The following is a 26,012-nucleotide window of genomic DNA, read 5'->3' on the forward strand; positions in this document are numbered from 1 at the left end:
GATTCAGGCTAAAAGTGCGGCAATCAGGCCGCTCAGAAAAATCCCATCGAATGTTCCTGCCCCCCCGATGGATGCAGTGGAAATACCCAGCCAGGCGAATATCGGGAGATTGGCGAGGTCGGCCCCAATCAGGGTGCCGATGCTGCCGGCGATATAAGCGGTCTGGGGAGTTGCATGCCCCTCGATGAGAAGAGAAATGAGCGCAGCACACAGGGGGGGAAGCAGAGAGGGAACGGTAATCCCGACGCCCGGCACTGGCCGGGAAGAGGCATAAACAATAAACGCAACGATCAGGGTGGCCAGGGTTGTCTTTCCCGGTGAAGGGGCTTTGGTCATCAGCCTGAAAGAAATAAGAACCGGGATAACGGCCCCTCCCAGATTAATGGCTACGGTGGTCCTGGCAGTGAGAGCAGATGGCCCAAACCAGGTCCAAAAACGTGAAGGCCCGATAAGGCAGGGAGGAATGACCGCAGGGATCTGCCAGAGCGGGATATTCACATAACTTCCCATGAGGGACAGGAGGAGGAGAAGAAAAAGAGAGCGGTGGTGAATGCCGATTCTTTCAAAGGCATATTTAATGACCTGAATTTTGATCAGCAGGAAGAGAATAACCAGCAAAAGAGCGGATAGCAGTGAGAATGGAAAGTGAGGTATTGAAACCGGCCCGTGCCCCACGATATCCCCTAGAAGCGATCGGGGAAGTTTTTTTGCAGATATTCTTTAAACTGCGCAGGAGACACGCAGAAAGCAGACCACCAGTTGGCTCCCCGAAAACTGGCCCCGTGAAATTGCTCGATTTGCGAGATGTTGGCACCGGTCATAATGGAATAATCAAACAGGGCATCCTGAATCGATGCCCCCTGCAGGTTACAGGACATCAGATTCGTATCCTTCAGATTGGCACCATCCAGTCGGGCACCTTCAAAGTGGGCACCGCTTAAATCAGAACCTTGAAAGTCCGCCTGGCGAAGGTCTTTGTTTTGAAAGGATGCATTGGAAAAATTCATAAAGCGGAATATTTTCCCATTGAAAGTGGCCTGGTGGAAGTTGGCCTGCTGGATGTTGCTGGCCTCTTCCAGGCTGACCTGATCAACGATGGCTCCCTGAAAGTCAGTCTGGCTGAGATTGGAACCTCTCAGACAGACATTGATCAGTTGGGCATAGGCCAGATTGCATCTTTGTAAATTGGCCCTCTCCAGATTGGCATTAATCAATACGGCCCCCTCCAGGTTGGCTTGACTTAAATTGGCACCCCAAAGATCAGCATTGATCAGTTTTGCATGAGCAAGATTTGCGAGCGTCAGGTTCGCCGAGCGCAGGTTAATCCCTTCCATGTTGGTGTAAGCCAAATGGGCTCCGTACAGGAAAGATCCCGGCATCTGAGCGCCGCAAAGGTCTGCCCCCTCCATAAAGGCCCGCTCGAGATTGATATTCTGGCTGTGGAATTCCCTCATGGTGGCGTCCCTAAAACATGCCTCCCGCGCATAGGCATAATCAAGGTTGGCTCTCCAGAGATTCGCCTTTTCCAGGTTCGCCCGCTCCAGATTAGCTCTGGAGAGCAGGGCCTCGCCAAAATCCGCAAAGGCCAGGTTGTGCCCCGGCCAATGAGCCCCTTCCAGGTTTTTTCCCATGATTTCGCTCCCTCAAGATGAATGAGCATGAACGGTGAAAATATTTCAATATGATATTATACTTACCCCTTTTTTGTCAAATTGAATGTGCACGTTATCCCCGCCCCAATACCGTGTGGCCTGAGCCGTGTGATGTCAGAAGGAATCAAAGGGCATAACCCGGATGGGAAAGGGGGCCCCCCACCCCCTTTCATGTCTGCTTTACAACCCCAGGATTGCACTTGCCGTTAAAAGTGTTGGCGGCGTCCAGGGAGCCGGAGAAACAGGAGGAATCGTAGTAGGCGGCGTAATCAGAGGAGGCAGTGTCGTTGGAGGTAAAACAACTGGCTTCAGGTACGCGATGAAGGCTGTATTGGCTATTGGCACATTTGTAGTGAGCCAGGAGGAATCGATGGGAGCCAAAGAGGAATAGTCAGCAGGCAAAACAATAGGCAGCGGACCTGAAGGGCCAACCAGGTAGCTTGGCGGCCACAGGTCTATGCCCGCGATCGGATCATAATAGGCCATTCCAAGAGGAGTATTGTAGAGAAGCCAGGGGTAGCTGAGGGACGGATCCCAGGTCAAACCAGGTTGTACCGGCAATACGGTACTCGGATACAGGGCGCTTACGGTCGGTACGGGAAGCCCGGTGACAGGATCTGGGGGAGACAGCACCGGGGACCAGAGTGGCCATAAGGTATTGTACGGAGGAAGCGGAGTCCAATATTGTGCATGAATAACCGGGGAAAACAGAAGACAGATTAATCCAAGAAGGCTGATAAAGAATATTTTCTTGCCGGGTTTTTGTGTCATGACTATTAATCCTTTGTAAGCTCATCTTTTCATGAGGCTGTAAATTTTCTCTTGGGATATCTCTCTATCAATATTTTGCCTTATAAATAATGTATGGAGGAACGAAAAGTACTGATATCTCTCCAGAGGAGGACCGCGATTTGAATCTATTATGAATAAATCTTCAGTATAATATAGGATAAGCATTCTGGTTATCTCTTCTATCCTCGTTGTTTGGACAAGCAAGGAGTGCAATTCTCTTGGAGCGGCATCCGGGAGCTTCAGCGGCAGGGCTGTATGGTAACGCGAGTATGAATTTCCGATTCCGTATTCACAATATTCACAATTATATGCACCTGATATTAACTACATCTTTCACCCTCTCATTTACCTTTTTGGGATAATCATAAAAATTTTTGCAATCCAGTACTTATTAGATCAATTTATATGCCAGGAGATGCACAAATCTTATCTCTTCGGTAATTGTGCCTGAACCGGGGCTTTCCGATAATCTGTTGCGGTATATGCTTACCGTTGATTAGACCAAATCCTGGTGATTGGATAAGGATATGCCAGGAACGTTTTCCAAATAATTATGGACATGTCATAAGATTTATACACCTTGCCGCAGGTGTAATATAACACTTCTCCATATCTTACATTCCTTCAGAATTCATAATTTCCAATCCTGACCATGTCATCTTTCATTTTTTTTTATGCTGGCATCTGGAATGCTATCTTTTATTATCCAGAGGAAATGAGGTGTTTTGAACTGATGGTTAGCGAGAGAGGAGTCTTTGAGGTGATTTCCGTTAGGTTGAAAATAATGATAACCGCACTAATTTTTCTGCTCTTGCTGATCCTTGACATCCCGGAATTTATCATTTGTACGTGTACTATTCCTGATGAAATTCTGGATGTTCCCCGTATGTTGCCCACAAGGAACCTGTCAGACAGTGGTATCAATGCTGAAAGATTGAGAGCAATAATCAAGATGCTGGAATCGGTGCCCTACCTCCCTACGAAAAAGGAAGCGGCCCACCCCCGGATCATGATAGTCAGCGGCTACGCTGCCGAAATTAAAAAACACTACCTTGGTGAAGAGAGCGGCCCTCGATATGAGGATACCACTCAGAAAGGAGATGCTATCCTCTACCTCCAGGGGAAAAACCGATTCATTACATTTATTAACAAATCCAGGCAAATTTGCGCTATCCTCCGTACTTCTAGCCTTTCAATCCTCAGAATTTAGAATTCCCATAACCAGTCATCAGTGGCCAGTGGCCAATGGTCAGTGGCGCAAGGCGCTATCCCGCGCCGTGGTCGAAGCACCATAGAGGTTTTTCCTCTGGGCTTCCCTCTGTGTCTTTAGTGTCTCTGTGGTGTCCTTTGCATTTGCCTTTGTCTTTGCAGTTACGAGTGGGAGAGAGATAAGGAGTTGGATTAATGTCGCGGATTGGAGTATTTGTTTGCTGGTGTGGATCGAGTATCGCCGAACAGGTGGATATTCGTGAGGTATCCCGATACGGGGCCATGCTGCCTGGGGTGGTCAAGGTTATTGATCATCAATACCTGTGTTCCGAATCGGGGCAAAAATTGATTGTGAAGACCATCCGTGAGCAGCGTCTCGACGGAGTGGTGGTGGCCGCATGCTCGCCCGGGATGCATCAGGTGACGTTCCGCAGGGCTGTGACCGGCGGAGGACTAAACCCCTATCTCCTGGAAATAGCCAATGTACAGGAGCATTGCTCCCGGGTATATAAAGACCGGTCAGAAGCTACAGCCAGGGCTAAAAACCTGGTCAGGATGATGGTGGAGCGGGTGAAATGGAATCGTCCCCTTGATCAGGTTAAACTCCCTGTTACCAGGAGGGCTCTGGTCATTGGCGCTGGCATCGCCGGTATCCAGGCATCCCTCGATATTGCGGCTTGCGGTTATGAAGTGGTCCTGGTGGAAAAGAAGCCTTCGATCGGCGGGCATGTGGCCCAACTGGCTGAAATATTTCCTCCTCTGGGCTCCTCTCCCTGCATCATGACCCCGTATGCGGCTGAAGTGGTACAGAATCCGAATATAACACTCTATCCCTATGCGGAACTGGAGTCGCTGGAAGGGTATGCCGGGAATTTTACTGCCAGAATCAGAAAAAAAGCCCGCTTTGTAGATGCCAGTAAATGCACTGGCTGCGGAATATGCCAGCAGAAATGCCCCGTTTCCGTGAAGAGTGAATTTAACGAAGGGCTCTCCTTCCGACCGGCTGTTTATCTCCCTTTTCCTTATGCTGTACCGAACACAGCGATCATTGACCGGGAAAATTGCCTTCGGTTTCAGGAAGGCACATGCAGCCTTTGCCAGGAAGTTTGCCCGACCGGTGCCATTGACTACCGGCAGAAGGATGAAATTATCTCTGAAGAGGCGGGAGCGATAGTGGTGGCTACAGGCTATGACCTGATGGCCAGGGAGGTATATGCAGAATATGGAGGCGGGCAATACCCCGACGTTATCACTTCTCTTCAATTCGAACGGCTGATGAGTGCCTCCGGCCCGACCCGCGGTCTATTGCGCAGACCCTCGGATGGCAGGATCCCCGGCAGTGTGGTCTTTATCCAGTGTGTCGGCTCGATGGATGCTTCCCACGGAATACCTTACTGTTCGAGGATATGCTGTACCTATACAGCCAAACAGGCCATGCTCTTCCGGCATCAGTGTCCCGATGGCCGGGCTTATGTATTTCATGTGGATATTCGTGCTGCGGGCAACAATTACCATGAATATGTGCGAAAGGCCATTGAGGAGTATAAGACGGTCTATATCCGGGGCCGGGTGTCCAGGGTATTTCTTCGTGATGGCTGTCTTGTGGTCAGCGGAGTGGATGCCATGATCGGAGAGCAGGTGGAGATCGAGGCAGATTTGGTGGTTTTGGCTGCGGCTGTCACTGCATCTTCGGGAGTGGAAAATCTGGCGCGGAAATTAGGGATCGCCTACGACCTCCACCACTTTCTTTCAGAGGCCCATCCAGGGCTTCGACCCATTGAAACCAATAGTATGGGTATCTATCTGGCCGGAGCCTGCCAGGCACCCAAAGATATCCCCGAGACCGTGGCCCAGGCAGGAGCGGCGGCAGCCAAGGTGCTGGGGTTGTTCGGAAGCAAAGACCTTTTTCAGGACCCCAGCGTAGCCAGAGTTAATGAAAATACCTGCACCGGCTGCCTCCTCTGTCAAAAGGTCTGCACCTACAACGCTATCGAAATCAAGGGATTGAAAAACCGGAGAGGGGATGTCGTAAAGATAGTTTCATCAGTAAACACGAACAAGTGCCGGGGATGCGGCACCTGTGCTGCCGAGTGCCGGTCACATAGTATCGAGTTTGAGGGATTTAACGACCAGCAGATATATGCCCAGATCAATGCCCTGGGTTTGAGGTGATTAGAGAGAAAGAATACGGATAATCTTAAAAAAGGAGAAATAACATGTCTATCCCCAGCCATGTTACCAGCCATGTTACCAGCAGGAGCGAAACGCTCGAGAAGAAAAACTGGCAGCCGAGAGTGGTTGCCTTTCTCTGCAACCGGTGTGCATCTATCGGTGATAATCCGGCAGGCATGAGCCGCCTGCTTTCAGACAACCGTATCGAGGTTATTCGGGTCCCCTGTTCCGGGCGGGTGGACCCGATCTTCCTGCTGAAATGCTTTGAGAAAGGAGCGGATGGTGTTCTTGTCTCCGCTTGTTCCCCGGGAGCCTGTCACCATGCCCTGGGAAATTATCATGCCCGAAAAAGATTCGCGGTCTTTCAAAAATTGCTGGAATTTTGCGGCCTTGATGGCCGGAGAATCCATTTTCCCTGGGACTTGTCAGATGCAGGAGTACAATTGCCCGGACTGATCGACCGGGTAGTGAGCCAAGTGCGGGAAGCAGGGCCTCTTCCGGATATCCGCTCCAGAGGAGGAAACCGGTCATGAACAGGTTATTGCAGGAAAAAGCGCAGGAGCTGCTCGATCAGAATGAGGTTTCCCTCGTTATCGGATATGGCGAATATTTCCGAAGGACTAATGATGAATCGCTTCAGCGTATAGTTACACCGCTCTTCATTTCGAAACCGGATGAGGCAAAATCCCTCGTCTGGAATGATCACTGTGTCCATAACCTTTCTGCCTATCTGCTCAGGAAAGAGGTGAAGGTGCATCGCAGGGTCGCTCTTGTGGCCAAGGGATGCGATGTCAAATCGATCTGTGTTCTCGTTCAGGAGAACCAGATCAAAAGAAATAACGTGCTCATCATCGGCTTGACCTGCCAGGGAGTAGTCGGAAACAGCCCGTACCGAAATGCGGAGAAATGTTATTCCTGTCAGTTACATACCCCTCACATCTGCGACATTTTAATTTCTTCGCCTCAAGAGCGGTCCAGGGAACCGGAGCAGGAGCCGTTGGAAGGTTCCGGCTCCCTGCAGGAGAAAATCGATCGACTGGACAGGATGAGCACTCCTGAGAGATGGCATTTCTGGAAAGATCAGTTCGGTCGGTGCGTTCGATGCTATGCCTGCCGGAACATCTGCCCCTTGTGCTACTGTGAAAGATGCATTGGAGATAGCAGCAGCCCGCAATGGATTGAAAAAGGCTCTTTATCGGGAAACCTCGCTTTTCATATCATCAGAGCCCTTCACCTGTCAGACAGATGCACCGACTGCGGGGAATGCGAAAGGGTCTGCCCTATGGGACTGCCCTTAAACCTTTTATACCACAAGATGGCCCGGATAGCAAAAGACCTCTTTCAGACAAAATAAGGACACTCGATCGATGACCACGAAACTCATTACCCGCAATAGTTTAAAAAAGCTCATGCGCGACCTTTTAACCGTGTTTGAAATTGTGGCCCCTGTTCAGGGTGAAGCTGTCTCGGCCTTTCAGCGGATATCTGCCTATGAGGAGATCGGATGGCCGGATTCCAATACGGCCAGGTCTCCCAAGGAATTCTTTCTGCCTCCTGCCGATGGTCTTTTTCGATTCCAGCAGACAGGAAGGGAAACGCTCCTGTCCGAGCCTGCAAACCATCATGGTCCAAGAATCATCCTGGGAGTCCGGCCCTGTGACGCCGCAGCTCTGGCAATCATGGACCGGGTCTTTAGTGAAAAGGGCATAGATGTTCACTACACTGCTCTTCGGGATAATACGCTGGTGATCGGCCAGCCCTGTTGGAAACCGGGCAAGGACTGCTTTTGTACCTCTGTCGGCATCAATCCCACGGCAAGCCTGAACATGGATATCATGCTGACCGATCTTCGGGACGAGCGGTTTCTCGTGGACATCGTCAGCCCGAAGGGTGAAGATTTCTTTTCGTATTTTTCACATTTTTTTCAGGAACCGGAAGACCTGCCCAGGGCCCTATCAGCTCAAACGAGGGAGATGGTGTTTTATCTCGGAGAGGATAAGATGTTCGACCTGCGGGTCATCAAGAAATGGCTGGATAATAATTTCGAGAACCCTCTCTGGACAAAGACAGCAGCCAGGTGCATCGGCTGCGGTGCCTGCTCGTTTCTTTGTCCCACGTGTCATTGTTTTGACTTCACTGATGAGTCTACCTATCAGGATAACAGTTTCCAGGGCTTGAGAAAGAGAGTCTGGGACTCCTGTTCCTTCAGCCATTTTACTCAAACGCCCACGCATCAGCCCCGGCCTACGCAGGACCGAAGATTTCGGCAAAGAATTATGCACAAGTTCAAATATTCTTTTGACCGGTATCAACAATTGGCTTGTGTGGGCTGCGGCCGCTGCCGCAGCCTCTGTCCAGTGGGAATCGACCTGGTCGAGGTTTTAGTGTCAATCTCCCGGCAGTCTCATCAGTTTTGAAAGGTTATGGAATCATGGAAAGTATTTACCAGCCACATATTATGGCTATTGAAGATATTATTGTTGAAACCCCGGATGTGAAAACTTTCCGGCTTATCTTCCAGGAGCGGAAGATACGCCGCCACTTTTCATTCAAGGCAGGACAATTTGGCAAGTATTCCGTTTTCGGGGAAGGGGAATCCACCTTTTATCTTGCATCCTCTCCCACCTGGGAGGGCTATCTCGAGTGCAGTGTCAGAAGGGCAAGCAAGGTTGCCGAAGCTTTCCATAAACTCGGAGTCGGAGACCGGATCGGTTTCCGTGGCCCGTATGGAAACGGGTTCCCGCTTCCCGAATTGACGGGGAAAAATCTCATTCTGATCGGTAGCGGGATCGGCATTGTCCCGCTCAGGTCTTTAATCTGGAACTGCCTGGATTTCCGGGAGTCTTTCGGCAAGATCACCATCTTATACGGAGCCGAGCGGGTAGCTGATCTGGTCTATAAACGGGAGCTCAGGGAATGGGAATCAAGAAGGGATATCAATCTTATCAGGACAGTAGACCCTGGAGGGGAAGAGCCTGGGTGGGATGGACGGGTCGGCTTTGTGCCCATGATCATGAGGGAGATCGACTTATTGCCGGAAAAATCCTGGGTTATCACCTGTGGTCCTCCGGTCATGATTAAATTTGTCATTGAAGGTCTGATCAGCCTGGGATTTTCTCCTGAGCGGATTATAACCACGCTTGAAATGAAGATACGGTGCGGTCTGGGAAAATGCGGACGATGCAATATCGGGAAACATTATGTCTGCCAGGATGGGCCTGTTTTTACTTACGCTCAGATTGGTGAATTTCCCAATGAATTTTAGTAGTACAACGAGACATGGAAGAATGATTTCCCGCAGAGACGCAAAGGCGCAGAGTATGTCATTTTTAGTCATTCTCTGCGACTCCGCGTCTCTGCGGGAGAAATACCAAATAGCACGCAAATGGCTGCAAAGTCCCTCGCACTCCATCCCTCTCCCCCTCCAACCCCTCTGGGGAAGAGGGTGGGGTGAGGGGGATAGCTTGCTGCCAGCACCGGCTTATGACAGATACTAACACTCTGGGAGGAGTGAAAATGAATACGATGGAAGATTCCAAAAGCGTATTGATTATCGATGACGATGCGGATTGGGTGGAAGCCAATAGAATTGCGCTGGAAGCAAATTCTTATAAGGTGTTCACCGCTTACAGCGGGCAGCAGGGTATTTTCAAATTTCTGAAGGTTCTCCCTGATCTGGTTATTCTCGACATCTCTATGGAAAGAAGGGATGAGGGGTTTTACGTAGGCCATAAAATCAGAAGTTACCCGAATGTCGGCAATGTTCCAATCATCATGATCACGGCTATACATCAATCCAGCAAGTTCCGGTTTTCCCCTGATACGGATGGTAATTATCTGCCGGCAGATGAATTGATAGATAAACCGGCGGATCCTTCACGGCTACTTGAATTGGTGCATAAGTGGCTGAAAGACAGGTAAAAAAATGAAACAGATCAGCAAATGTCTGGAAGGTAAAATGATCCCCGGGATCGGCATGGTAATCATACTGGCCCTGATGGGTTTCTTTTACCTTCACAGCAAGGAAGATTACCGTCATCTGGTTCTGTTAATCAGAGATGAGGCATACCAGTTGAGCGACATTGTCATAAGGGGCATCAGGCACGATATGCTGCTGAACAGGAGGGCTGACCTTCAGCAGAGGATAGGTGATATCGTCAATCACGATAAGATAATCAGGATAAGGATCATCAAGGACGGGAGGGTAAAAGTTGCCTCTAATACCTATGAAATCGGCATGCTTATCGATAAAAAGTCTGAAGGTTGCATTGAATGCCACCGGGGAAATAGTCAACTCCCATCCTCCCGGTCCATGAAAGATTACCGGATATTCCAACCCGCGTACGGGAGCGAGGCTATCGGCATCATGAATCCCATTTACAACGAAAAGCCCTGCTATCGATGTCATGGAAGTCAAAAAAAGATTATCGGAGTGTTGGGCATCACTATTTCTCTGTCCAGGATTCATGCCTTCATGAGAGGCAGCCATATCAGAATGGTGCTGTTCCTGATATGTACCCTTATCCTGATCTCCATAACCGCAGGCCTTCTGATCCGGCATCTGGTGATTATTCCCATCCGTAAACTGGCCAGGGAGACAGCCATGATTACGTACGGGAACCTGGATCATCAGGTTTGCCTTGATACCGGAGACGAGATTGAGGATCTGGCTCGGGCTTTTAACCTTATGACTTCACAATTACAGGCAGCCACCCGGGAGGTTGAAGACCAGGTCAAATTGGCTGCCTCCCGATTGGCACAAGCCAACCAGGAATTGGAAACAGCCAATCAAAGACTGGAGGAAAGCGATCGGAGAAAATCGGAGATGATGATGGCGGTAGCTCACGATCTCCATACACCCCTGGCTGCCATCGAAAGCTGCCTGCGGGTTGTTCTGGATGGGTATCTGAAAAACGATCCGGATAAGGAAAGAGAGATGCTTCAGCGGATAGAGGCCAGGATAAAGGATCAGATAACTCTGGTCAAAAACCTTCTGGATTTCTCCCTGATAACGGAAAGTTGCAGGGAAATGAAAGAAGTGAACATTTCCGACGTGATCCGGAAAGCAACGGATTTGGTATCACATCTGGCGAGTGCCAGGAAGATTTCCATCCAGGTCCAGGAAGATACCACTACTCCGTTGTCTGTTCCGGGAGATGAGGAATCGCTGGTGCGCGCGCTGACCAATCTGCTCGACAATGCCATAAAGTACAGTCCGCTGAGAAGCACGATCTGGATCAGCAGTCAGAGTCTCAATCATCACATTCAATTGGTTGTCAGAGACTATGGTCCCGGGATCCCGGCGGAGGAGCTTCCCCTGATCTTTGATTTTCTCTTTCGAGGCAGAAGCGCCAAAAGGCAGAAAAAGCAAGGATCAGGTTTGGGGTTATCCATTGTCAAACAGATTATCGATCTCCACAAGGGAGAGATCCGGGTTGAGAGCGAAAAAGGAGAGGGAACGAGCTTCTTTATCACTTTGCCGAGATGTCGGTCCTAGCAAAATTCTTACACAAATTTAACAGTCAATTAATGATCAATGATTATCATTATTTTAGTTAACCGAAAGGTTTGGTGAGATATCTCTCTGTATCCGTGATCGTAACAGAATTCTAACTATTCTCTAACAAAACGCTAACAATCGGAGCGTAAATTCAGAAAAAGAGAAAAGTCATAACCCAAGGAGATGGAAAAGAATGAATACCATGAAAATCAGGGCCTGCTTAGGGAGTTTTCTGGTATCGGTGCTTCTCTTGATCAGCGGCTTTGCACCCCGGGTTGAATCGTTGACCATCAACGGGGCGGGAGCATCGTTTCCCTATCCTATTTACTCTCAATTGGCACACAAGTATGAGCAAATGAGCGGCCAGAAACTCAACTATCAATCCATCGGTTCCGGGGGCGGCATAGCACAGATCAAGGCCAAAACCGTGGACTTTGGCGCTTCGGATGCCCCACTGAAGAAAGAAGAGCTGGATGCAGGCGGCCTGATCCAATTCCCCATGATCATGGGAGGGGTAGTGCCGGTTGTCAATATCAAAGGGATCAAGGCAGGAGAGTTGAAGCTCACCCCCCAGCTTTTAAGTGGCATCTTCCTGGGCACGATAACCAGGTGGAATGACGAGGCTGTCAAGCAGGTCAATCCCGGCCTGAAACTTCCCGATAAAGCCATTACCGTGGTACACAGGGCGGATGGATCGGGGACAACCTGGATTTTTACCAATTACCTGGATAAAGTTTCGGCGCAATGGCATGAAAAAGTCGGAACCGACAAGGCTGTTGCCTGGCCTGTCGGCGTGGGTGGCAAGGGGAATGAAGGTGTGGCCGCTTATGTGCAGCGCATCGACGGATCGATTGGCTACGTCGAATTTGCCTATGCTCTGGAGAGCAGGATGAATCACGTACTATTGAAGAACAAGGCAGGCAAATTCGTTGAGCCAACGATCGAGACTTTCCAGGCTGCCGCAGCCAACGCCGACTGGGAGCATGCTCCCGGCTTCTATCTGGTCCTGACCGACCAGGCCGGTGAAAACAGTTGGCCGATTACCGGAGCATCCTTTATCCTCGTTCACCGCAATCAGTCACAGGCAGAAAAGGCCAGGGCCATGCTCAAGTTTTTTGACTGGTGCTTCCAGAATGGAACGAAAGAAGCAAAAGACCTCCAATATGTGCCGATGCCCCAGAATGTGGTTAAACTTGTGAAATCAGCATGGAGCAAAGAAATGAAGGCCGCAGGTCAGCCTGTCTGGCCGTAAGGGAGTGGTCAGTGGTCAGTGGTCAGTACAAACTGATAACTGACTTGTGTCCGGAATCTATTTTATGGTTCAACAGGTCAACAAAGCAATGAAGCCGATCAGTCACCAGAACATCCAGAAGAAGGCGGATGGGCTTTTCCGCTACCTGACCGCCTTGTGCGCCCTGGTGGTTCTGGCCCTGATGGTCGGCATATTCTGGGCCTTACTCAGCAATTCTCAACTGGCTATACGTAGGTTCGGATTCAGGTTTCTCGTTTCTCAAGCCTGGAATCCGGTCACCCAGGAGTTTGGGGCAGCAAGCAGTATTTACGGGACCCTTGTTTCCACCGCCATTGCCCTGATCCTGGCCGTTCCCCTCAGCCTGGCGATCGCCATATTCCTCGTGGAGCTGGCCCCCCCGGCACTTGGACGGGTGGCAGGATACGGCATTGAGCTTCTGGCGGCCATTCCCAGCATAATTTTTGGCATGTGGGGGCTGTTTGTCTTTGCACCCTTCATGGCTGACCATGTCCAGCCCGCTTTGAATAAAACCCTGGGATTTTTACCCTTTTTTCAAGGGCCGCCTATGGGCATAGGGATGCTCACGGCTGGAATTATCCTGGCGCTGATGATCCTTCCCTTTATCAGCGCTGTGGCCAGGGATGTTTTTCGGATGGTGCCGCCGGTATTAAAGGAATCCGCCTACGGTCTGGGATCGACTAACTGGGAAGTCACCCACAAGGTAACGATCAGCTATGGGCTGCGCGGCCTTTTGGGAGCCACATTTCTGGGACTTGGCCGGGCCATTGGGGAGACTATGGCTGTCACCTTCGTTATCGGCAATGACCACACCATTTCAAAATCCCTCTTTGCAGCCGGTAACAGCATCGCCTCGACCCTGGCCAATGAGTTTGCCGAAGCGTCCGAGCCGCTCTATCTGAGCGCCCTGGTGAAGCTGGGCCTGGTGCTGTTTGTCATTACTATCCTGATCCAGATCGTGGCCCAGCTCTGGCTGAAGAGAATTGGCAAAAGTCTGGGAGGTGGCGGCCTGTGATCATCCGATCGGCGACACCCCGGAAACTGGCTGACCTTGGCGTCAAAATCATGTCGAGCCTGGCCGCATTGCTGGGCATAGCTATCCTGGCCTGGATACTCTACGAGGTCATTAAACGGGGCTCGGCTTCGCTGAACTGGTCCTTTTTTACCCGGCTGCCCACTCCGCCTGGCTTACGAGGCGGAGGCGTGGCCAATGCCATCCTGGGGACCTCGATGATTACCCTCCTGGCTACCCTGGCCGGAGTCCCGACCGGCCTGTTAGCCGGAGTTTACCTGGCCGAATTCGGCCAGAGCACCCGCCTCGGTGCAGCAGTACGATTTACCAGCAATGTCATGATGGGCATTCCATCCATTATCGTGGGGCTTTTCGCCTACACCCTGCTGGTTCTCCCCTGGCACCATTTCTCAGGATTTGCCGGAGCAGCCGCATTGGCCATCATCATGCTGCCCATTGTCGCCAGAACCACCGAGGACATGCTGAGGCTCGTTCCCAACGCTTTACGCGAATCAGCCCTGGCCCTTGGGTCTCCCCGGTGGAAGGCAACACTGGGGGTAGTATTCCGGGCGGCTAAAACAGGTCTTATTACCGGTGTCCTTCTGGCCATCGCACGGGTGAGCGGAGAGACAGCGCCTCTCCTGTTTACGGCCCTCAACAGCCCCTACTGGCCCGGTTCTCTCAATCAGCCCACGGCTAACCTTACGGTGACCATATTCAATTATGCCATGTCCCCCTATCCCGACTGGCAGGAAATAGCCTGGGGAGCCTCCCTGCTGATTATGATCGCTGTTTTGGCTTTAACCGTAGTTGCCCGTTTTGCTCTCAAAGAGGTAAAGAAATGAATGCAGCCGTAAACGGCGAACCCCGGAAATTTTCAGCATATCAGTACACCAGATCACCGGGCGATAAATATCCGGACGGCAGCAGCTCATATATAGCGGCAGCTTCTCAGATTATTCAGCCCAAGATATCGACCCGCAACCTGAACTTCTACTATGGCAACCATCAGGCTCTGAGGGACAACAGCCTGGACATTGCTCCAAATAAGGTAACGGCCATCATTGGCCCGTCGGGGTGCGGAAAGTCTACGCATATCAGGGTATTTAACCGGATATTCGAGCTCTACCGGGACCAGCGGGCCACCGGCGAGGTCCTGCTGGATGGAGAGAATATCCTCCTGCCCTCGGTGGATGTTATAGAACTGCGCAGGAAAGTGGGAATGATCTTTCAAAAGCCGACGCCATTTCCGATGAGCATTTTTGAAAATGTCGCCTATGGCCTTAAGCTGCACTATAAGCTGGCCAAGAGTGAGCTGGCCGAACACGTAGAAACAGCCCTGAGGCGTGCGGCCTTATGGGAGGAAGTCAAAGACAAGCTGCACCGTCCGGGGACCGCCCTCTCAGGAGGACAGCAGCAGCGGCTGTGTATTGCCAGGGCCATAGCCATTGAACCGGAGGTGCTGCTCATGGATGAGCCCACCTCCGCTATCGATCCGGTGGCCACGGCCAAGATCGAAGAACTGATTGAGACGATAAAGTCGATATATACCATCGTCATTGTCACCCATAATATGCAGCAGGCGGCCCGCGTCTCTGACTTTACGGCCTTTTTCTATGGAGGGAGGGTTGTGGAGTTCGGGCCTACTACCCACATTTTTACCAACCCCTCCAACAAGCAGACCGAGGATTATATAACCGGCCGTTTCGGTTAAGGGTGATCGATAACGTTAAAATTTTCAATTTTTACTTTAGTTTCTATAGACGCCGGGGTTGCAGAAAATAGAAAAGACAGCCTGTAATTTGACCTGCAACTTATCACCTTAATTATGAACCTTGTGACAGTCAAGAATAATCCCGGTAACAATCGGCAGAGGAACAGTAATAATCAACCATCCAAATAAGGATCCCAGCAATAATGTCTGTATAACAGCGTTCATGGTCTTATCTCCTTGAAATAATTTGTTACTCTTACTCACCAAACTTCATCATATCAGACGGTCAGCCATACCGGGTAATTACTCTCTTTTTTTATTCTGAAACAGATAAGAAATCAGGATGACAGATACTAACTGCTTTGTTCCCCCTTTCTTCAAATCGCATAAGTCCGGATAAGTCTACAAGTGTAAGTACCCAGTTAAAGCGGCATCAATGCCGTCATTCCTGCCTTTGCAGGAATGACGGGAAATATCAACACTTGTGGGCGCATGCAGAAGACATTACAAATCAAGACCAGATATGACCCTAACTTTTCGGGAAGACAAAGGGAGAAATAAAGAGAAAACTCCGTCTTCAAAAATAATCCTTGACCTTTCTTAACCAGTCCATTAAACTCGTTGTTATGAAAACCATGAAAACAATAAAAAATTCAAATTTTTCTTCGAATTGGATAATGCATGTCCAGGATTAAACGGTATCCGTTAAATCTGAAAAGGGAATTAATCATGAGCAGTAAGGAAATATTGGAAAAGGCAATCCAGCTTAAACCCCATGAGAAGCTTGCCATTATTGAGGGCTTATTAAGGAGCTTAGATGAGCCGAATAAAAATATTGATGAAATATGGGCTATCGAGGCTGAAAAAAGGTTAAGTGCTTATAGGAATGGTAGATTAAAAGGGATTCCAATGGAAGAGATTTTTCGTGAAGAGAAATGAAAATTATATTCACAGAACTTGCAAAAGCCGAACTTTTGGATGCTGTTGCATATTATGAACTTGAATATGAAGGCTTGGGGAAAAAGTTTAAAGAAGAAGTTAACGCTTCAATATTAAGAATAAACCAATTTCCAACAGCTTGGTCGGTTGAATGTGGCGAAGTCCGGAAATGTTTAATGCACAAGTTTCCATACAAGATACTTTATTCTATTGAAGAAGATCATATACTGATTATTGCTATTGCTCATCAGCACAGAAAGCCTGATTACTGGGTTGACCAAAAGGGTTAAGGTCGCAGCGCGGTAAATCCAGGACCAAATAAAATCGGTCAACAGACACGTGTGATATTTTATTAGGGCATAAGCCCTACCCTGCATTTGTTTTGAAGGGATATATCGGGAGTTCATGAGTAAGATACAGAGCAATTCCTAAATTGGCGTCCCGATAGGAAGGGAGAAAAATCCTCACAAAAAAGAGAACAAACAGGACAAAGGTAACTTTGTGCCTGGCATCTTGCCCCTCTAAGCCTAAGTAGTTACTCAGAAAAAGCAATATACTCCTATCAGGATGAACAATACACCGGCAGCCGTAGAGATTATTCTCTTGTCCAGTTTGCTCAGGAGATATTTACCCAGGTATATGGCCATAAGGGATAAAACAGCCAGAGCGGTTATGACGCCAAGAAACACCATGAAGGGATTGAACTTTGTGGCAAACAGGCCGGAAGCGATCTGGGTCTTGTCTCCCATTTCGGAGAGCAGCACGATACCGAATCCCGATAAAAAAGGATTTTTGAGCCTGCACTCCGATTCCTCTTCTTTCCTGCCTGCAAGAGTCAGGATGCCAAACAGGATAAATACGGCCCCGGAGATGATTTTGATATAATCAATGGGAACAAGGCGAAGCAGGAAGTTGCCGAAGATAATGGCCATACCGTCAGCTATACAAAAGGCCAGTAATACACCAGACAGCAGTTGAAAATACTTCCTGGTGTTCGATGCCAGACAAAAGATAGCCAGTTGGGTTTTATCACCCAGCTCTGCTATTCCAATCGTCAGGAAAGGAACTAAAAAATCCTTGATCATAATTCCCTCGAGAGTATGATAGTAATCAGGTTGTTGAGACTGTAGGCTGTTAGGCTAAAGCCTTTCTTGCGGTGCGGGAGATCGTTTTTCCCTGTGCGCTTTGTGTCCTCTCTCTATTATAAGCTTGGCTTATGTAAGTGCCATTCCTTTTAGGAAGGATAAAGGATTCATATGCAGTTATCAAGAGAATTCGAGGTGGCAAATTGAAAAATCCCGGATCAGAAATGACAAACCTTAGAAAATATGGTAATCCTCCCTATTCTGTTGCCGTCATTCACGGCGGTCCGGGTGCACGAGGAGAGATGGCTCCGGGAGGAGGACAGAGCGGAATATACATCCATCATCCGCATTCTGGATGACCCGGCAGCTCACGATAAAAATACCTTACTTGCCAGGCTCGGCTCATTGGCATCAAAGGCCGATGTCTGTGATCCGGTCATAGACGGGTCTGCGGGCATGAGCCCTGGATCGAACGGCAGGCAAAGGATGATTTTTACCAGGTTCTCGAAGAAGAACTGCATGGTACGGTCTAATTGGTTAAAATCCCGGTGGTGAATTTTCAAGCAAAATAACACTTGTTATTTACGCAAATCTGGATTATTATTTTTGCGATTCCTCGATGAAACTCTGAAAGTTATTGCATTCCCCAAATTTAGGAAAAACAAAGAATGACGGAAGATTATCGCAGCAAGGTCGCTTTAGTGATTGGCGGGAGCCGTGGAATAGGGCGGGCGATAGCATTACGGCTGGCCCGGTCGAGCTTTGATATCTGGCTCGCTTACCGGGAGAATCATGAAGCTGCGCAGACAGTCAGGGCAGAAGTGGAACAGGCAGGCAGGCTCTGTGATCTGTTTTCCTTCGATGTCGCTAATTACGATGAGACAAAAGCCGCTCTGGGAGAAAAAGTGGAAGCGCATGCTCCCTCGGTGGTGGTATATAATGTCGGTGTTGCCCGGGATAATCTTTTTATGTGGATGACAAAAGAGGAGTGGGACACGGTTCTTTCCACTAATCTTGACGGGTTCTATAATATCATGCACCTGGTGCTCTTTCCCATGCTGCGTGAGAAGCAGGGACGCATTGTGGTTATATCTTCGGTCTCCGGGCAGATCGGGCAGGCAGGTCAGGTGAATTATTCCGCTTCCAAAGCCGGACTGATCGGTGCAGTCAAGGCCCTGGCCAGAGAAGTCGGAAAGAAAAATATCCTGGTCAATGTCGTTTCTCCGGGAATGATTGAAACGGATATGACCAGGGAAATCCCCAAAGACAAAGTAATCCCCCTCATTCCATTACAGCGGTTCGGGACTCCGGAAGATGTGGCCTCGGTCGTTAACTTTTTATGCACCGAAGAGCATATGTACATTCATGGTCAGGTTATCGGCATCAACGGGGGGCTGGCTATTTAGATGGAGCGCTATGATGACCTCGTCGTTGGCAGTGGGGTAAGCGGTATGACCATTGCTCTCCTTCTGGCCATGAATGGACACAAGGTCCTGCTCCTGGAAAAAAATCCTCACCTTGGCGGAGCGATGGCCAGGTTTTACAAACAGGGTATCCCGTTTGACATAGGATTTCATTTTACCGGAGGGCTTTCCGACAATGGGATCCTTCGCCAGATGCTTTCGGTCCTCGAAATCGAGGAAGATATCCACCCTGTATTCCTCCTCCATGAGAAAGCCAATCAGCTCGTTTTTGAAGCGGAACAAAATTCATACGAGATGCCGGCTGGAATACAGAATCTGCAAAGTAAGTTAAAAGGATACTTCCCTGACGAATGCCCGGCAATTGACCGGTATTTCGCTCTGGTACAGAAGGTTTGCAGGCAAACTGTTACTACTGATTTAAGCAGGATTTCCCTGTCCCCGGATATGCTCGACGAAGATTTCATCAGCCTTGATCAGGTCCTGAACCAGTTAACTGACAATCAATCCTTAAAAGGCGTGTTATCGGCGTATTGTCTGTGCTACGGCGTGAAACCGCAGGAGGTCTCTTTTGCCAATCACAGCAGGATATGTCTGAATCAATATGAATCGATGGCCCGGGTTGAGGGGGGCGGAGATGCCTTTATTCAAGCCTTTGAGAAACAGTTTGCCCGCTATGATGTTGACATTATGAATAACAGATACCTGAGCGAAATGGTCGATATCAAAAATAATTCCGTTCAGCGGTTCGTTCTGAACACGGGAGAAGAAATAACCTGCAGCCGGTGTATTCTGACTATCCACCCCACGGAGATACTCAAGATACTGCCCCGGAAATATTTGAGCAAAGCCTTTATTGACCGGATATCGGCCTTTGAATCGTCAGCCGGATTTTTTTCGCTCTTCGGGGTCCTCCAGGCTGAGGGTCCTGAAGGTGAAAACAAAGATAATTTCCAGCCCTCGATTGTTACTCTTCTCCCATCCGGGGATTTGAATCAGATGCTCGATCCGGAATATTCCGGCACGCCTTCGTTGATTATCATGAAGTATCTGGAGGCAGTCAACGGGAAAACCTACCGGCTGGTAAGTGCCTTCGAACCATCTTTTTTCGAACATGCAGTTGCCTGGAAAGATTCACAAACCGGCAAAAGGCCTGCGGATTACCAAAAATACAAACAGCAGCGAATTGAGAGTATAACCGAGCGCATCCATAAATTCTATCCGGAATTCAAAAACTCCCTTCAGGTGATGGATGCGGCTTCGATTTTGACCTACCGGGATTATCTGCATTCACCCGAGGGGTCAGCTTATGGCATAAAGCAAAAAGTCGGACAGTATAACCTTTTTGGAAGGCTTCACCTTCGCAACATCTACGTTGCCGGTCAGAGCGCCCTGTTACCCGGATTGGTAGGGGCAATGATGTCATCGTTTATCATGGGCCGGGGCATAGTTGGCAAAGAAACATTCACCCGGTTTATCGAACAGAGATTATGCAATTGAAGCGAGTAGTCATAACAGGAGTTGGTGCAGTCTGCGGGTTAGGCCAGGACGTTCCCTCTCTTATCGAGGGAATCGAACAGGGGAAAAGCGCTGTTCGCTCCATGGAGGGATGGGACCGGTATAACGGCCTGCGCTGTCTGGTGGGGGCACCTTGTGAGTTGAAAAATGAGAAGGAAATCCCGCGGCAGTACCGGCGGCTGATGGGCAGGATGAGCATTTTTGCCGTACAGGCCAGCCAGCAGGCAATCGCTGATGCCGGGATACCACAGGAGAGCTTATCATCGGGACGGATCGGCTGCATCATCGGCTCGACTATGGGAAGCGCCGAGAGCCTGAACGAGGCATTTGAAATAATATTGCCGAACAAAGATCTGACTCAGTTAAAGTCGACCCAGTTTTTTCAATGTGTTTCCCACACAGCGACCATGAATGTATCCCGATATCTGGGAATTCATGGGTATGTTACCGCCACTTCGGCAGCCTGCGCATCCGCCCTGCAGGCCCTGGGAGCGGGTTACGACCTGATCAGGCTGGGAAGACAGGAAGCCATGGTGTGCGGCGGTGCGGAGGAGCTCCATCCTACGGTAACCGGCTCTTTCGATGTCCTGGTTGCAACTTCGGCCCGGTATAACCATGCTCCTCATCAAACTCCCCGGCCCTTTGACAGCAAACGTGACGGCCTTGTCTGCGGTGAAGGAAGCGGCATGCTCCTTCTGGAGGAATATGAACGCGCACGGCAAAGAGGTGCCAGGATATACGCTGAAATCATCGGCTATAACACCAGTGGAAATGGAATCAATGTCAGCCAGTCCTATAAGGAAGCAATCGTCTCGTGTATGAGTGAGGCCTTACAAGACGCCTCTCTCACCCCACAGGATGTTGACTATATCAATGCCCATGCCACGGCAACCATCCAGGGAGATAAAGAAGAGGCCGAGGCGATCAGGGAGGTTTTCGGAAATTCCGTACCGGTAAGCAGTCTGAAGGGCTACTTTGGACATACCCTGGGGGCGTCAGGATCGATCGAACTGATCGCCTCCCTGATCATGATGAAGAAAGGCAGGATTTATCCTACGCACAATCTGGAAACGGTCAGTCCGGAATGCGAGGGGATTTTTCATGTACAGGAATGCCTGAACCGGGAGATCCGCGTCCTGCTCAAGAATTGCTTTGCCTTTGGGGGGATCAATGCTGCCTTGATCTGTAAAAAAGTGCCCTCTGAATAACCAGCAGCAAAAAGGATATCTATGACTGAGCAAGAAATAATCACCAAGGTAAACGAGGTATTTATCGAGTCGTTTGAAATAGCGCCGGAAAAGCTCCAGCCCCAGGTGAATATTTTTCAGGATCTGGGGCTGGATAGCCTTGATATTGTAGATTTGGTTGTGGCTCTGCAAAACAAGTTCAAGATAAAAATACACAATGATGAGCGGATGAGAGAAATCCGGACCCTGGAAGATATTCATCAGTTTGCCAAAAATATAGTTATTGACCGTTGAAGAACATAGTTCCCGGACCTTGAGAGGGGTAGTCCATGGATGGCCTCAGCGTTATACTGTTAAACACCTTTTTTTATGGAGCGTTTCTCGTGTTTTCGGCAACGGTTATACCGCTTTTCATCCTGTATCTTGCTCTTCTTTCGGTATTCATGTCACACCGCGGCATCATGAGACAGTTACGCCGTGCTATCAGTTGGTATGGTTTTATTATCATCAAGGTCTTTCCCTTTCCTTTTGCCCGGGTCCGGTACCGGGATTATGGAAAAGCCGATCCTGAGGGACCGTATCTTTTCGTCTGCAACCATCGGTCCGCTTCGGATGCCTTTTTAATGGCCTGTTTGCCCTACGAATGTGTCCAGGTGGTAAACATCTGGCCGTTTCGGATACCGGTTTTGGGGACATTTGCCCGGCTGGCTGGCTATCTCAGCATCAGAGAGATGTCGTTTGAGGAATTTTCCCGCAAATCGATCGATCTCCTCAACCAGGGAGTTTCCATCATTGCCTTTCCTGAAGGAACCCGTTCCGGGAGCAGCGTCATGAGGCCGTTTCACAGCTCAGTGTTCCGGGTCGCTCTCGAAGCCCGGTGCCCGATTGTGCCAATATGTATTTCCGGAAACGAAGACAAGCCCCATCGGGGCTCTCTCATACTTCATCCGGGAATAATCAGGATGCATAAATTACCAGCCCTGCCCTGGGAAAAATACAAAGATTTAACCTCGTTTAAGTTAAAAAACATGGTGCGGGACATTATTGCCCGGGAACTGGCTGGTATGGAGGGAAATAGATAATGACAGAGCTGTCCCGGTATCGGGAAATTTCGTTTTCCAGCCCGGAAGCGATACGAGAGGTGCAGGAGGGCCGGTTGCGAAAACATCTTGTTTATTGCCGTGAGCATTCCCCGTATTATCGAAGGGTGTTACAAGATATTGACCTTGATTTTGAAAAGATAACCCTCGACCTGATATCCCGGCTTCCCTTCACGGATAAATCCGAGATCGAAAAATATAACCATGACCTGTGCGCAGTTGCCCCGGATAAAATCGTCGATATTGTCCTGTCCTCCGGAACAACCGGCAGCCCGACTCTGGTAATGTACACGGAGCATGATCTCAGGCGGCTTGCTTACAATGAGGAAATCTCCTTCCAGGGATGTGGAATGACCAGGGATGATGTGGTGCTGCTGACCTGTACCATAGACCGGTGTTTTGTGGCTGGTCTGGCGTATTTCCTGGGGGTGCGCAGTGTCGGGGCGGCAGCAATCAGGAGTGGCCAGAATAGTGTGGAAAGTCACTGGGAAATCATCAGGAGAATGAATCCTACAATTATCGTTGGAGTCCCGACCTTTCTCAAGAAACTGGGCCTCTATGTGCAGGAAAGGGGAGTCGATCCTGGTCAACTCAGGGTATCCAAACTGATATGCATCGGTGAGCCGTTACGGGATAAATATCTCAAGTTATTGAAGATCGGGGAAGATTTGGAAAAAATCTGGCAGGCTCAATGCTTTTCCACCTACGCTTCTTCGGAAGTGGTGACCACATTCTGCGAATGCAGTGCCCGGCAGGGAGGGCATCTTCATCCGGACCTGGCGGTTCTTGAAATCGTCGATGAAGCGGGCAGGGCAGTCCCTGCCGGAACTATCGGGGAGGTAGTGATAACTCCGCTGGCGGTTGAAGGAATGCCGCTGGTACGGTTTAAAACCGGAGATGTAAGCTTCCTGATCGATAAACCCTGCTCCTGCGGAAAAAACTCTCCCCGCCTGGGTCCGATCCTGGGGAGAAAGAAACAGATGATGAAGATCCGCGGGACCACCCTTTATCCCCAGGCAGTATATTCAGCCCTGGACGAAATCGAGGCGGTCGGTGAATATTATCTTGTCGTCAGCCGCGAGAGCAATCTGTCTGACACCATAACCATTTATGCGGCGGTCAACGACGCCTCATGTACGGCTGAGGTTATTCAGGACCGGCTTCAGGCACGGCTGCGGGTGAAACCGTCGGTGGTGATCGATTCTCCGGAAGCGGTACGGCAACAGGTGTTCAACCCGAAATCGAGGAAACCGATCCGGTTCCGGGATAAACGACAGGGGATGAAGTAACCATGCAAACCTGCCCAAGCAAGATTCGTAACTTTGAATTCAGCCGGGAAGAAATCGAAGAGGCAGTAAGAGCTGACCGGCTCCTTTCTCTGGAGATCGAATTCAGCCTGCGCTGCAATTTTCGCTGCTCGTATTGCTACCAGCCGGAAAGCTCTGTGTTCGAACATGAACTGACGGAAGAAGAAATCCGGGATGTTATTCTCCAGGCCAAAGACCTTGGAGCCAGAAAAATCGTTATCCTCGGCGGCGAGCCGATGGTCTATCCCCACATTCTCGAAGTAATTGCCTTTATCCGGCAGCAGGGTCTCGATATCGAGATGTTTACCAACGGCTTTCAGATCACGGCTGCCGTGGCCGGGTATTTGTTCAACCATCAGGTCATGGTGGTCCTCAAGATGAATACTCATGATGAAAAGACCCAGGATATGCTGGCCGGGAAAAAGGGAGCCTACAAAATCATCCAGACTGCGTTTTTGCATTTGAAACAGGCAGGCTACCCCTCCGAAAAAGCTCCTCTGGCAGTCAGCACCATTATCTGCCGGCAGAATATCGATGATCTGGCAGGTATGTGGCAGTGGCTGCGAAATCAAAACATTATTCCCTATTTTGAAATGATTACTCCCCAGGGCAATGCCAGACAGAATGCATGGTTAGCGGTCGATTCAAAAAAAGTGTTTGACGTATTTCAGCAGATCGCCGACATCGACCGCCGTCAATATGGCCAGTGCTGGGACCCTCAGCCTCCTCTGGTCGGCAACAAGTGCCTGCGGCACCGGTTTTCCTGCCTGGTCAATTCGCAGGGGGATGTAATGCCCTGTGTCGGGGTGGGTATTCCTATCGGCAATATCCGGGAGCACAGGCTTTCCGATATCTTGCAGGGGAGTGAGGTTGTCCGGGACCTCAAAAACTTCCGTCACACCATCAAAGGCCCCTGCCGCAGGTGCGAAAAACTCGAGAGCTGCTACGGCTGCCGGGGGGCGGCCTATCAATTGACCGGAGATTATCTGGCCTCGGACCCCTTATGCTGGAAGAACGCCGACCGTCAGGATGAAATCGTTACCCTGCCGATATCGGCCCATGAGATTATCCCGCAGAAAGAACCGATGCGGGTCATCGATTCCCTGCTCAAATTGGGCGAGCGGACAGCGGAAGTTTCGGTAACTATCCGGGAAGATATGCCCGGGGTCGATGAAAACGGCATGATCGACCAGACCCTCTATCTTGAAATGATGGCCCAGGCCGTTGCAGCTCAAAAGGGATTCAAATACCTTGGCACATCTCAATCGCCGCCCGATGGATTTCTGCTGGGAGCCAGAAATCTGGAGATTCTGGGGAGTGCCTGTGTCGGCGATACCCTGACCGTGATGGTAACCCAGTCTGTCCAGTATGGTGATTTTGGGCTGGTACAGGGCACCGTGGTGCGGGGCGGTCAGGTGCTGGCACGAGGGGAGATAAAGGTCTGGCAAAATACCAGTCAGGAGGCAGTTGCTTGAAACAACAGGCAATAGTGTTCATGGTATGGTTTTTACTGTTCGGAATATGCCGCCTCAGTGAACCGGCAATGCAGGAAGCCGGTCGTCCGGATACGCCGCAAATCGTTACGATCCTGAAAAGGCTGGAAGGGAAAATGTCCGGCATAAAAACACTCAGGACCAGTTTCACTCAGGAGAAAAATCTCGCGGTTTTCGATCGCAAGCTCATCCTGAAAGGAACTATTTTTCTGCAAAAGCCTGATCTTTTCGCCTGGCATGTCAAAGATCCGGTCCGCTATTCCCTGCTCATAAAAGGCGGCGCAGTAACTCAATGGGATGAAGAGAGCGGGAAGGTCCAGCACATATCCCTGGCGAAGAATCCCGGATATCAAATTGTCACCCGGCAGTTGCAGGAATGGTTTTCCGGTACCTATACTTCACTGCTTGAGCACTACGAGGTGAGGGTCCTGAATCATGATCCGGTTTGCCTGAAGTTCGATCCCCGCAAAGATGCCCTGGCCAGTAAAGCCATTACCAGTGTCACCGTTACCTTCGATAAGGATGAGCGCTACATTCAAACAATCTCCATCCAGGAAAAGAATGGAGATGGCACCCTCCTTACCTTTACCGATACTCAGCTCAATATTCCCATCGATGCCAGGGCCTGGGAGGTGAAATAG

27 protein-coding genes and 1 pseudogene are annotated in these 26,012 nt (G+C 49.8%); 23 read left to right on the forward strand and 5 right to left on the reverse strand.

Translation table 11 applies throughout. The features are described from left to right. Positions 1–3 precede the first annotated feature (3 nt). The 3 genes from AB1611_10020 to AB1611_10030 all read right to left on the reverse strand — a co-directional run bounded on the left by AB1611_10020 (position 4) and on the right by AB1611_10030 (position 2,423). Positions 4–675, reverse strand: coding sequence for a DUF1614 domain-containing protein (locus tag AB1611_10020; GenBank protein MEW6379928.1), 672 nt, complete (start codon positions 673–675; stop codon positions 4–6). Between the two features lie 8 nt (positions 676–683). Continuing rightward, positions 684–1,631, reverse strand: a complete 948-nt coding sequence (locus AB1611_10025; protein ID MEW6379929.1) for a pentapeptide repeat-containing protein — start codon at positions 1,629–1,631, stop codon at positions 684–686. 201 nt (positions 1,632–1,832) lie between these two features. Then, positions 1,833–2,423, reverse strand: a complete 591-nt coding sequence (locus AB1611_10030; protein ID MEW6379930.1) for a hypothetical protein — start codon at positions 2,421–2,423, stop codon at positions 1,833–1,835. An 805-nt stretch (positions 2,424–3,228) separates the two neighbouring features. On the opposite strand from AB1611_10030, the gene AB1611_10035 reads away from it, so the two are divergent. From AB1611_10035 to AB1611_10100, 14 genes are all read left to right on the forward strand, one after another. Then, complete coding sequence (locus AB1611_10035) at positions 3,229–3,654, forward strand: hypothetical protein (GenBank protein MEW6379931.1); 426 nt, start codon at positions 3,229–3,231, stop codon at positions 3,652–3,654. Positions 3,655–3,848: 194 nt separating this feature from the next. Further along, on the forward strand, positions 3,849–5,825 hold the full coding sequence (locus tag AB1611_10040) for a CoB--CoM heterodisulfide reductase iron-sulfur subunit A family protein (GenBank protein ID MEW6379932.1): 1,977 nt from the start codon (positions 3,849–3,851) through the stop codon (positions 5,823–5,825). A 44-nt stretch (positions 5,826–5,869) separates the two neighbouring features. Then, on the forward strand, positions 5,870–6,358 hold the full coding sequence (locus AB1611_10045; GenBank protein ID MEW6379933.1) for a hydrogenase iron-sulfur subunit: 489 nt from the start codon (positions 5,870–5,872) through the stop codon (positions 6,356–6,358). Then, positions 6,355–7,179, forward strand: a complete 825-nt coding sequence (locus AB1611_10050; GenBank protein MEW6379934.1) for a 4Fe-4S binding protein — start codon at positions 6,355–6,357, stop codon at positions 7,177–7,179. Before AB1611_10045 ends, AB1611_10050 begins: the two co-directional genes overlap by 4 nt. A gap of 13 nt (positions 7,180–7,192) precedes the next feature. Then, positions 7,193–8,242 (forward strand): 4Fe-4S dicluster domain-containing protein, encoded by a 1,050-nt coding sequence (locus AB1611_10055; protein ID MEW6379935.1) that lies wholly within the window; start codon positions 7,193–7,195, stop codon positions 8,240–8,242. Between the two features lie 41 nt (positions 8,243–8,283). Beyond that, complete coding sequence (locus tag AB1611_10060; protein MEW6379936.1) at positions 8,284–9,090, forward strand: FAD/NAD(P)-binding protein; 807 nt, start codon at positions 8,284–8,286, stop codon at positions 9,088–9,090. Positions 9,091–9,341: 251 nt separating this feature from the next. Further along, positions 9,342–9,746, forward strand: coding sequence for a response regulator (locus tag AB1611_10065; protein MEW6379937.1), 405 nt, complete (start codon positions 9,342–9,344; stop codon positions 9,744–9,746). A 4-nt stretch (positions 9,747–9,750) separates the two neighbouring features. Further along, a complete protein-coding gene (locus AB1611_10070; GenBank protein MEW6379938.1) occupies positions 9,751–11,322 on the forward strand; it encodes a HAMP domain-containing sensor histidine kinase in 1,572 nt (523 codons plus the stop codon). 205 nt (positions 11,323–11,527) lie between these two features. Next, positions 11,528–12,577 carry a phosphate ABC transporter substrate-binding protein PstS gene (gene pstS / locus AB1611_10075; protein MEW6379939.1) on the forward strand — a complete coding sequence of 350 codons (1,050 nt, stop codon included), beginning with the start codon at positions 11,528–11,530 and terminating at the stop codon, positions 12,575–12,577. A 46-nt stretch (positions 12,578–12,623) separates the two neighbouring features. Next, entirely contained in the window at positions 12,624–13,610 is a 987-nt protein-coding gene (gene pstC, locus AB1611_10080; GenBank protein ID MEW6379940.1) for a phosphate ABC transporter permease subunit PstC, read from the forward strand. Next, positions 13,607–14,452 (forward strand): phosphate ABC transporter permease PstA, encoded by an 846-nt coding sequence (gene pstA, locus AB1611_10085; GenBank protein ID MEW6379941.1) that lies wholly within the window; start codon positions 13,607–13,609, stop codon positions 14,450–14,452. Before pstC ends, pstA begins: the two co-directional genes overlap by 4 nt. Continuing rightward, positions 14,449–15,321 carry a phosphate ABC transporter ATP-binding protein PstB gene (gene pstB / locus AB1611_10090; protein ID MEW6379942.1) on the forward strand — a complete coding sequence of 291 codons (873 nt, stop codon included), beginning with the start codon at positions 14,449–14,451 and terminating at the stop codon, positions 15,319–15,321. The genes pstA and pstB overlap by 4 nt, the downstream gene beginning before the upstream one ends. A gap of 729 nt (positions 15,322–16,050) precedes the next feature. Then, positions 16,051–16,260, forward strand: coding sequence for an addiction module protein (locus AB1611_10095; GenBank protein MEW6379943.1), 210 nt, complete (start codon positions 16,051–16,053; stop codon positions 16,258–16,260). Continuing rightward, entirely contained in the window at positions 16,257–16,550 is a 294-nt protein-coding gene (locus AB1611_10100; GenBank protein ID MEW6379944.1) for a type II toxin-antitoxin system RelE/ParE family toxin, read from the forward strand. Before AB1611_10095 ends, AB1611_10100 begins: the two co-directional genes overlap by 4 nt. Positions 16,551–16,799: 249 nt before the next feature. On the opposite strand, the gene AB1611_10105 is transcribed toward AB1611_10100, so the two are convergent. Further along, the gene (locus AB1611_10105) at positions 16,800–17,345 is read right to left on the reverse strand and encodes a TMEM165/GDT1 family protein (GenBank protein ID MEW6379945.1); all 546 of its coding nucleotides are present in this window, start codon (positions 17,343–17,345) and stop codon (positions 16,800–16,802) included. A 224-nt stretch (positions 17,346–17,569) separates the two neighbouring features. On the opposite strand from AB1611_10105, the pseudogene AB1611_10110 reads away from it, so the two are divergent. Then, positions 17,570–17,656, forward strand: a pseudogene (locus AB1611_10110) (alpha/beta hydrolase). Between the two features lie 57 nt (positions 17,657–17,713). Here the strand turns inward: AB1611_10110 and AB1611_10115 are convergent. Beyond that, a complete protein-coding gene (locus tag AB1611_10115) occupies positions 17,714–17,908 on the reverse strand; it encodes a hypothetical protein (GenBank protein ID MEW6379946.1) in 195 nt (64 codons plus the stop codon). A 105-nt stretch (positions 17,909–18,013) separates the two neighbouring features. On the opposite strand from AB1611_10115, the gene fabG reads away from it, so the two are divergent. The 8 genes from fabG to AB1611_10155 all read left to right on the forward strand — a co-directional run bounded on the left by fabG (position 18,014) and on the right by AB1611_10155 (position 26,012). Then, a complete protein-coding gene (fabG, locus tag AB1611_10120; GenBank protein MEW6379947.1) occupies positions 18,014–18,751 on the forward strand; it encodes a 3-oxoacyl-ACP reductase FabG in 738 nt (245 codons plus the stop codon). Beyond that, positions 18,752–20,266 carry an NAD(P)-binding protein gene (locus AB1611_10125; protein ID MEW6379948.1) on the forward strand — a complete coding sequence of 505 codons (1,515 nt, stop codon included), beginning with the start codon at positions 18,752–18,754 and terminating at the stop codon, positions 20,264–20,266. It abuts the gene before it with no gap. Then, a complete protein-coding gene (locus AB1611_10130; GenBank protein MEW6379949.1) occupies positions 20,257–21,492 on the forward strand; it encodes a beta-ketoacyl synthase N-terminal-like domain-containing protein in 1,236 nt (411 codons plus the stop codon). The genes AB1611_10125 and AB1611_10130 overlap by 10 nt, the downstream gene beginning before the upstream one ends. A 21-nt stretch (positions 21,493–21,513) precedes the next feature. Further along, the gene (locus tag AB1611_10135) at positions 21,514–21,765 is read left to right on the forward strand and encodes a phosphopantetheine-binding protein (protein ID MEW6379950.1); all 252 of its coding nucleotides are present in this window, start codon (positions 21,514–21,516) and stop codon (positions 21,763–21,765) included. A gap of 89 nt (positions 21,766–21,854) precedes the next feature. Further along, positions 21,855–22,553 (forward strand): lysophospholipid acyltransferase family protein, encoded by a 699-nt coding sequence (locus AB1611_10140; protein MEW6379951.1) that lies wholly within the window; start codon positions 21,855–21,857, stop codon positions 22,551–22,553. Further along, positions 22,553–23,860: an AMP-binding protein gene (locus tag AB1611_10145; protein MEW6379952.1), complete on the forward strand. Its 1,308-nt coding sequence runs from the start codon at positions 22,553–22,555 to the stop codon at positions 23,858–23,860. Before AB1611_10140 ends, AB1611_10145 begins: the two co-directional genes overlap by 1 nt. 2 nt (positions 23,861–23,862) lie before the next feature. Continuing rightward, positions 23,863–25,353, forward strand: a complete 1,491-nt coding sequence (locus tag AB1611_10150) for a radical SAM protein (protein MEW6379953.1) — start codon at positions 23,863–23,865, stop codon at positions 25,351–25,353. Continuing rightward, a complete protein-coding gene (locus tag AB1611_10155) occupies positions 25,350–26,012 on the forward strand; it encodes an outer membrane lipoprotein carrier protein LolA (protein ID MEW6379954.1) in 663 nt (220 codons plus the stop codon). Before AB1611_10150 ends, AB1611_10155 begins: the two co-directional genes overlap by 4 nt.

The organism is bacterium, from assembly GCA_040755755.1.
In the GTDB taxonomy this organism is placed as follows: domain Bacteria; phylum SZUA-182; class SZUA-182; order DTGQ01; family DTGQ01; genus DTGQ01.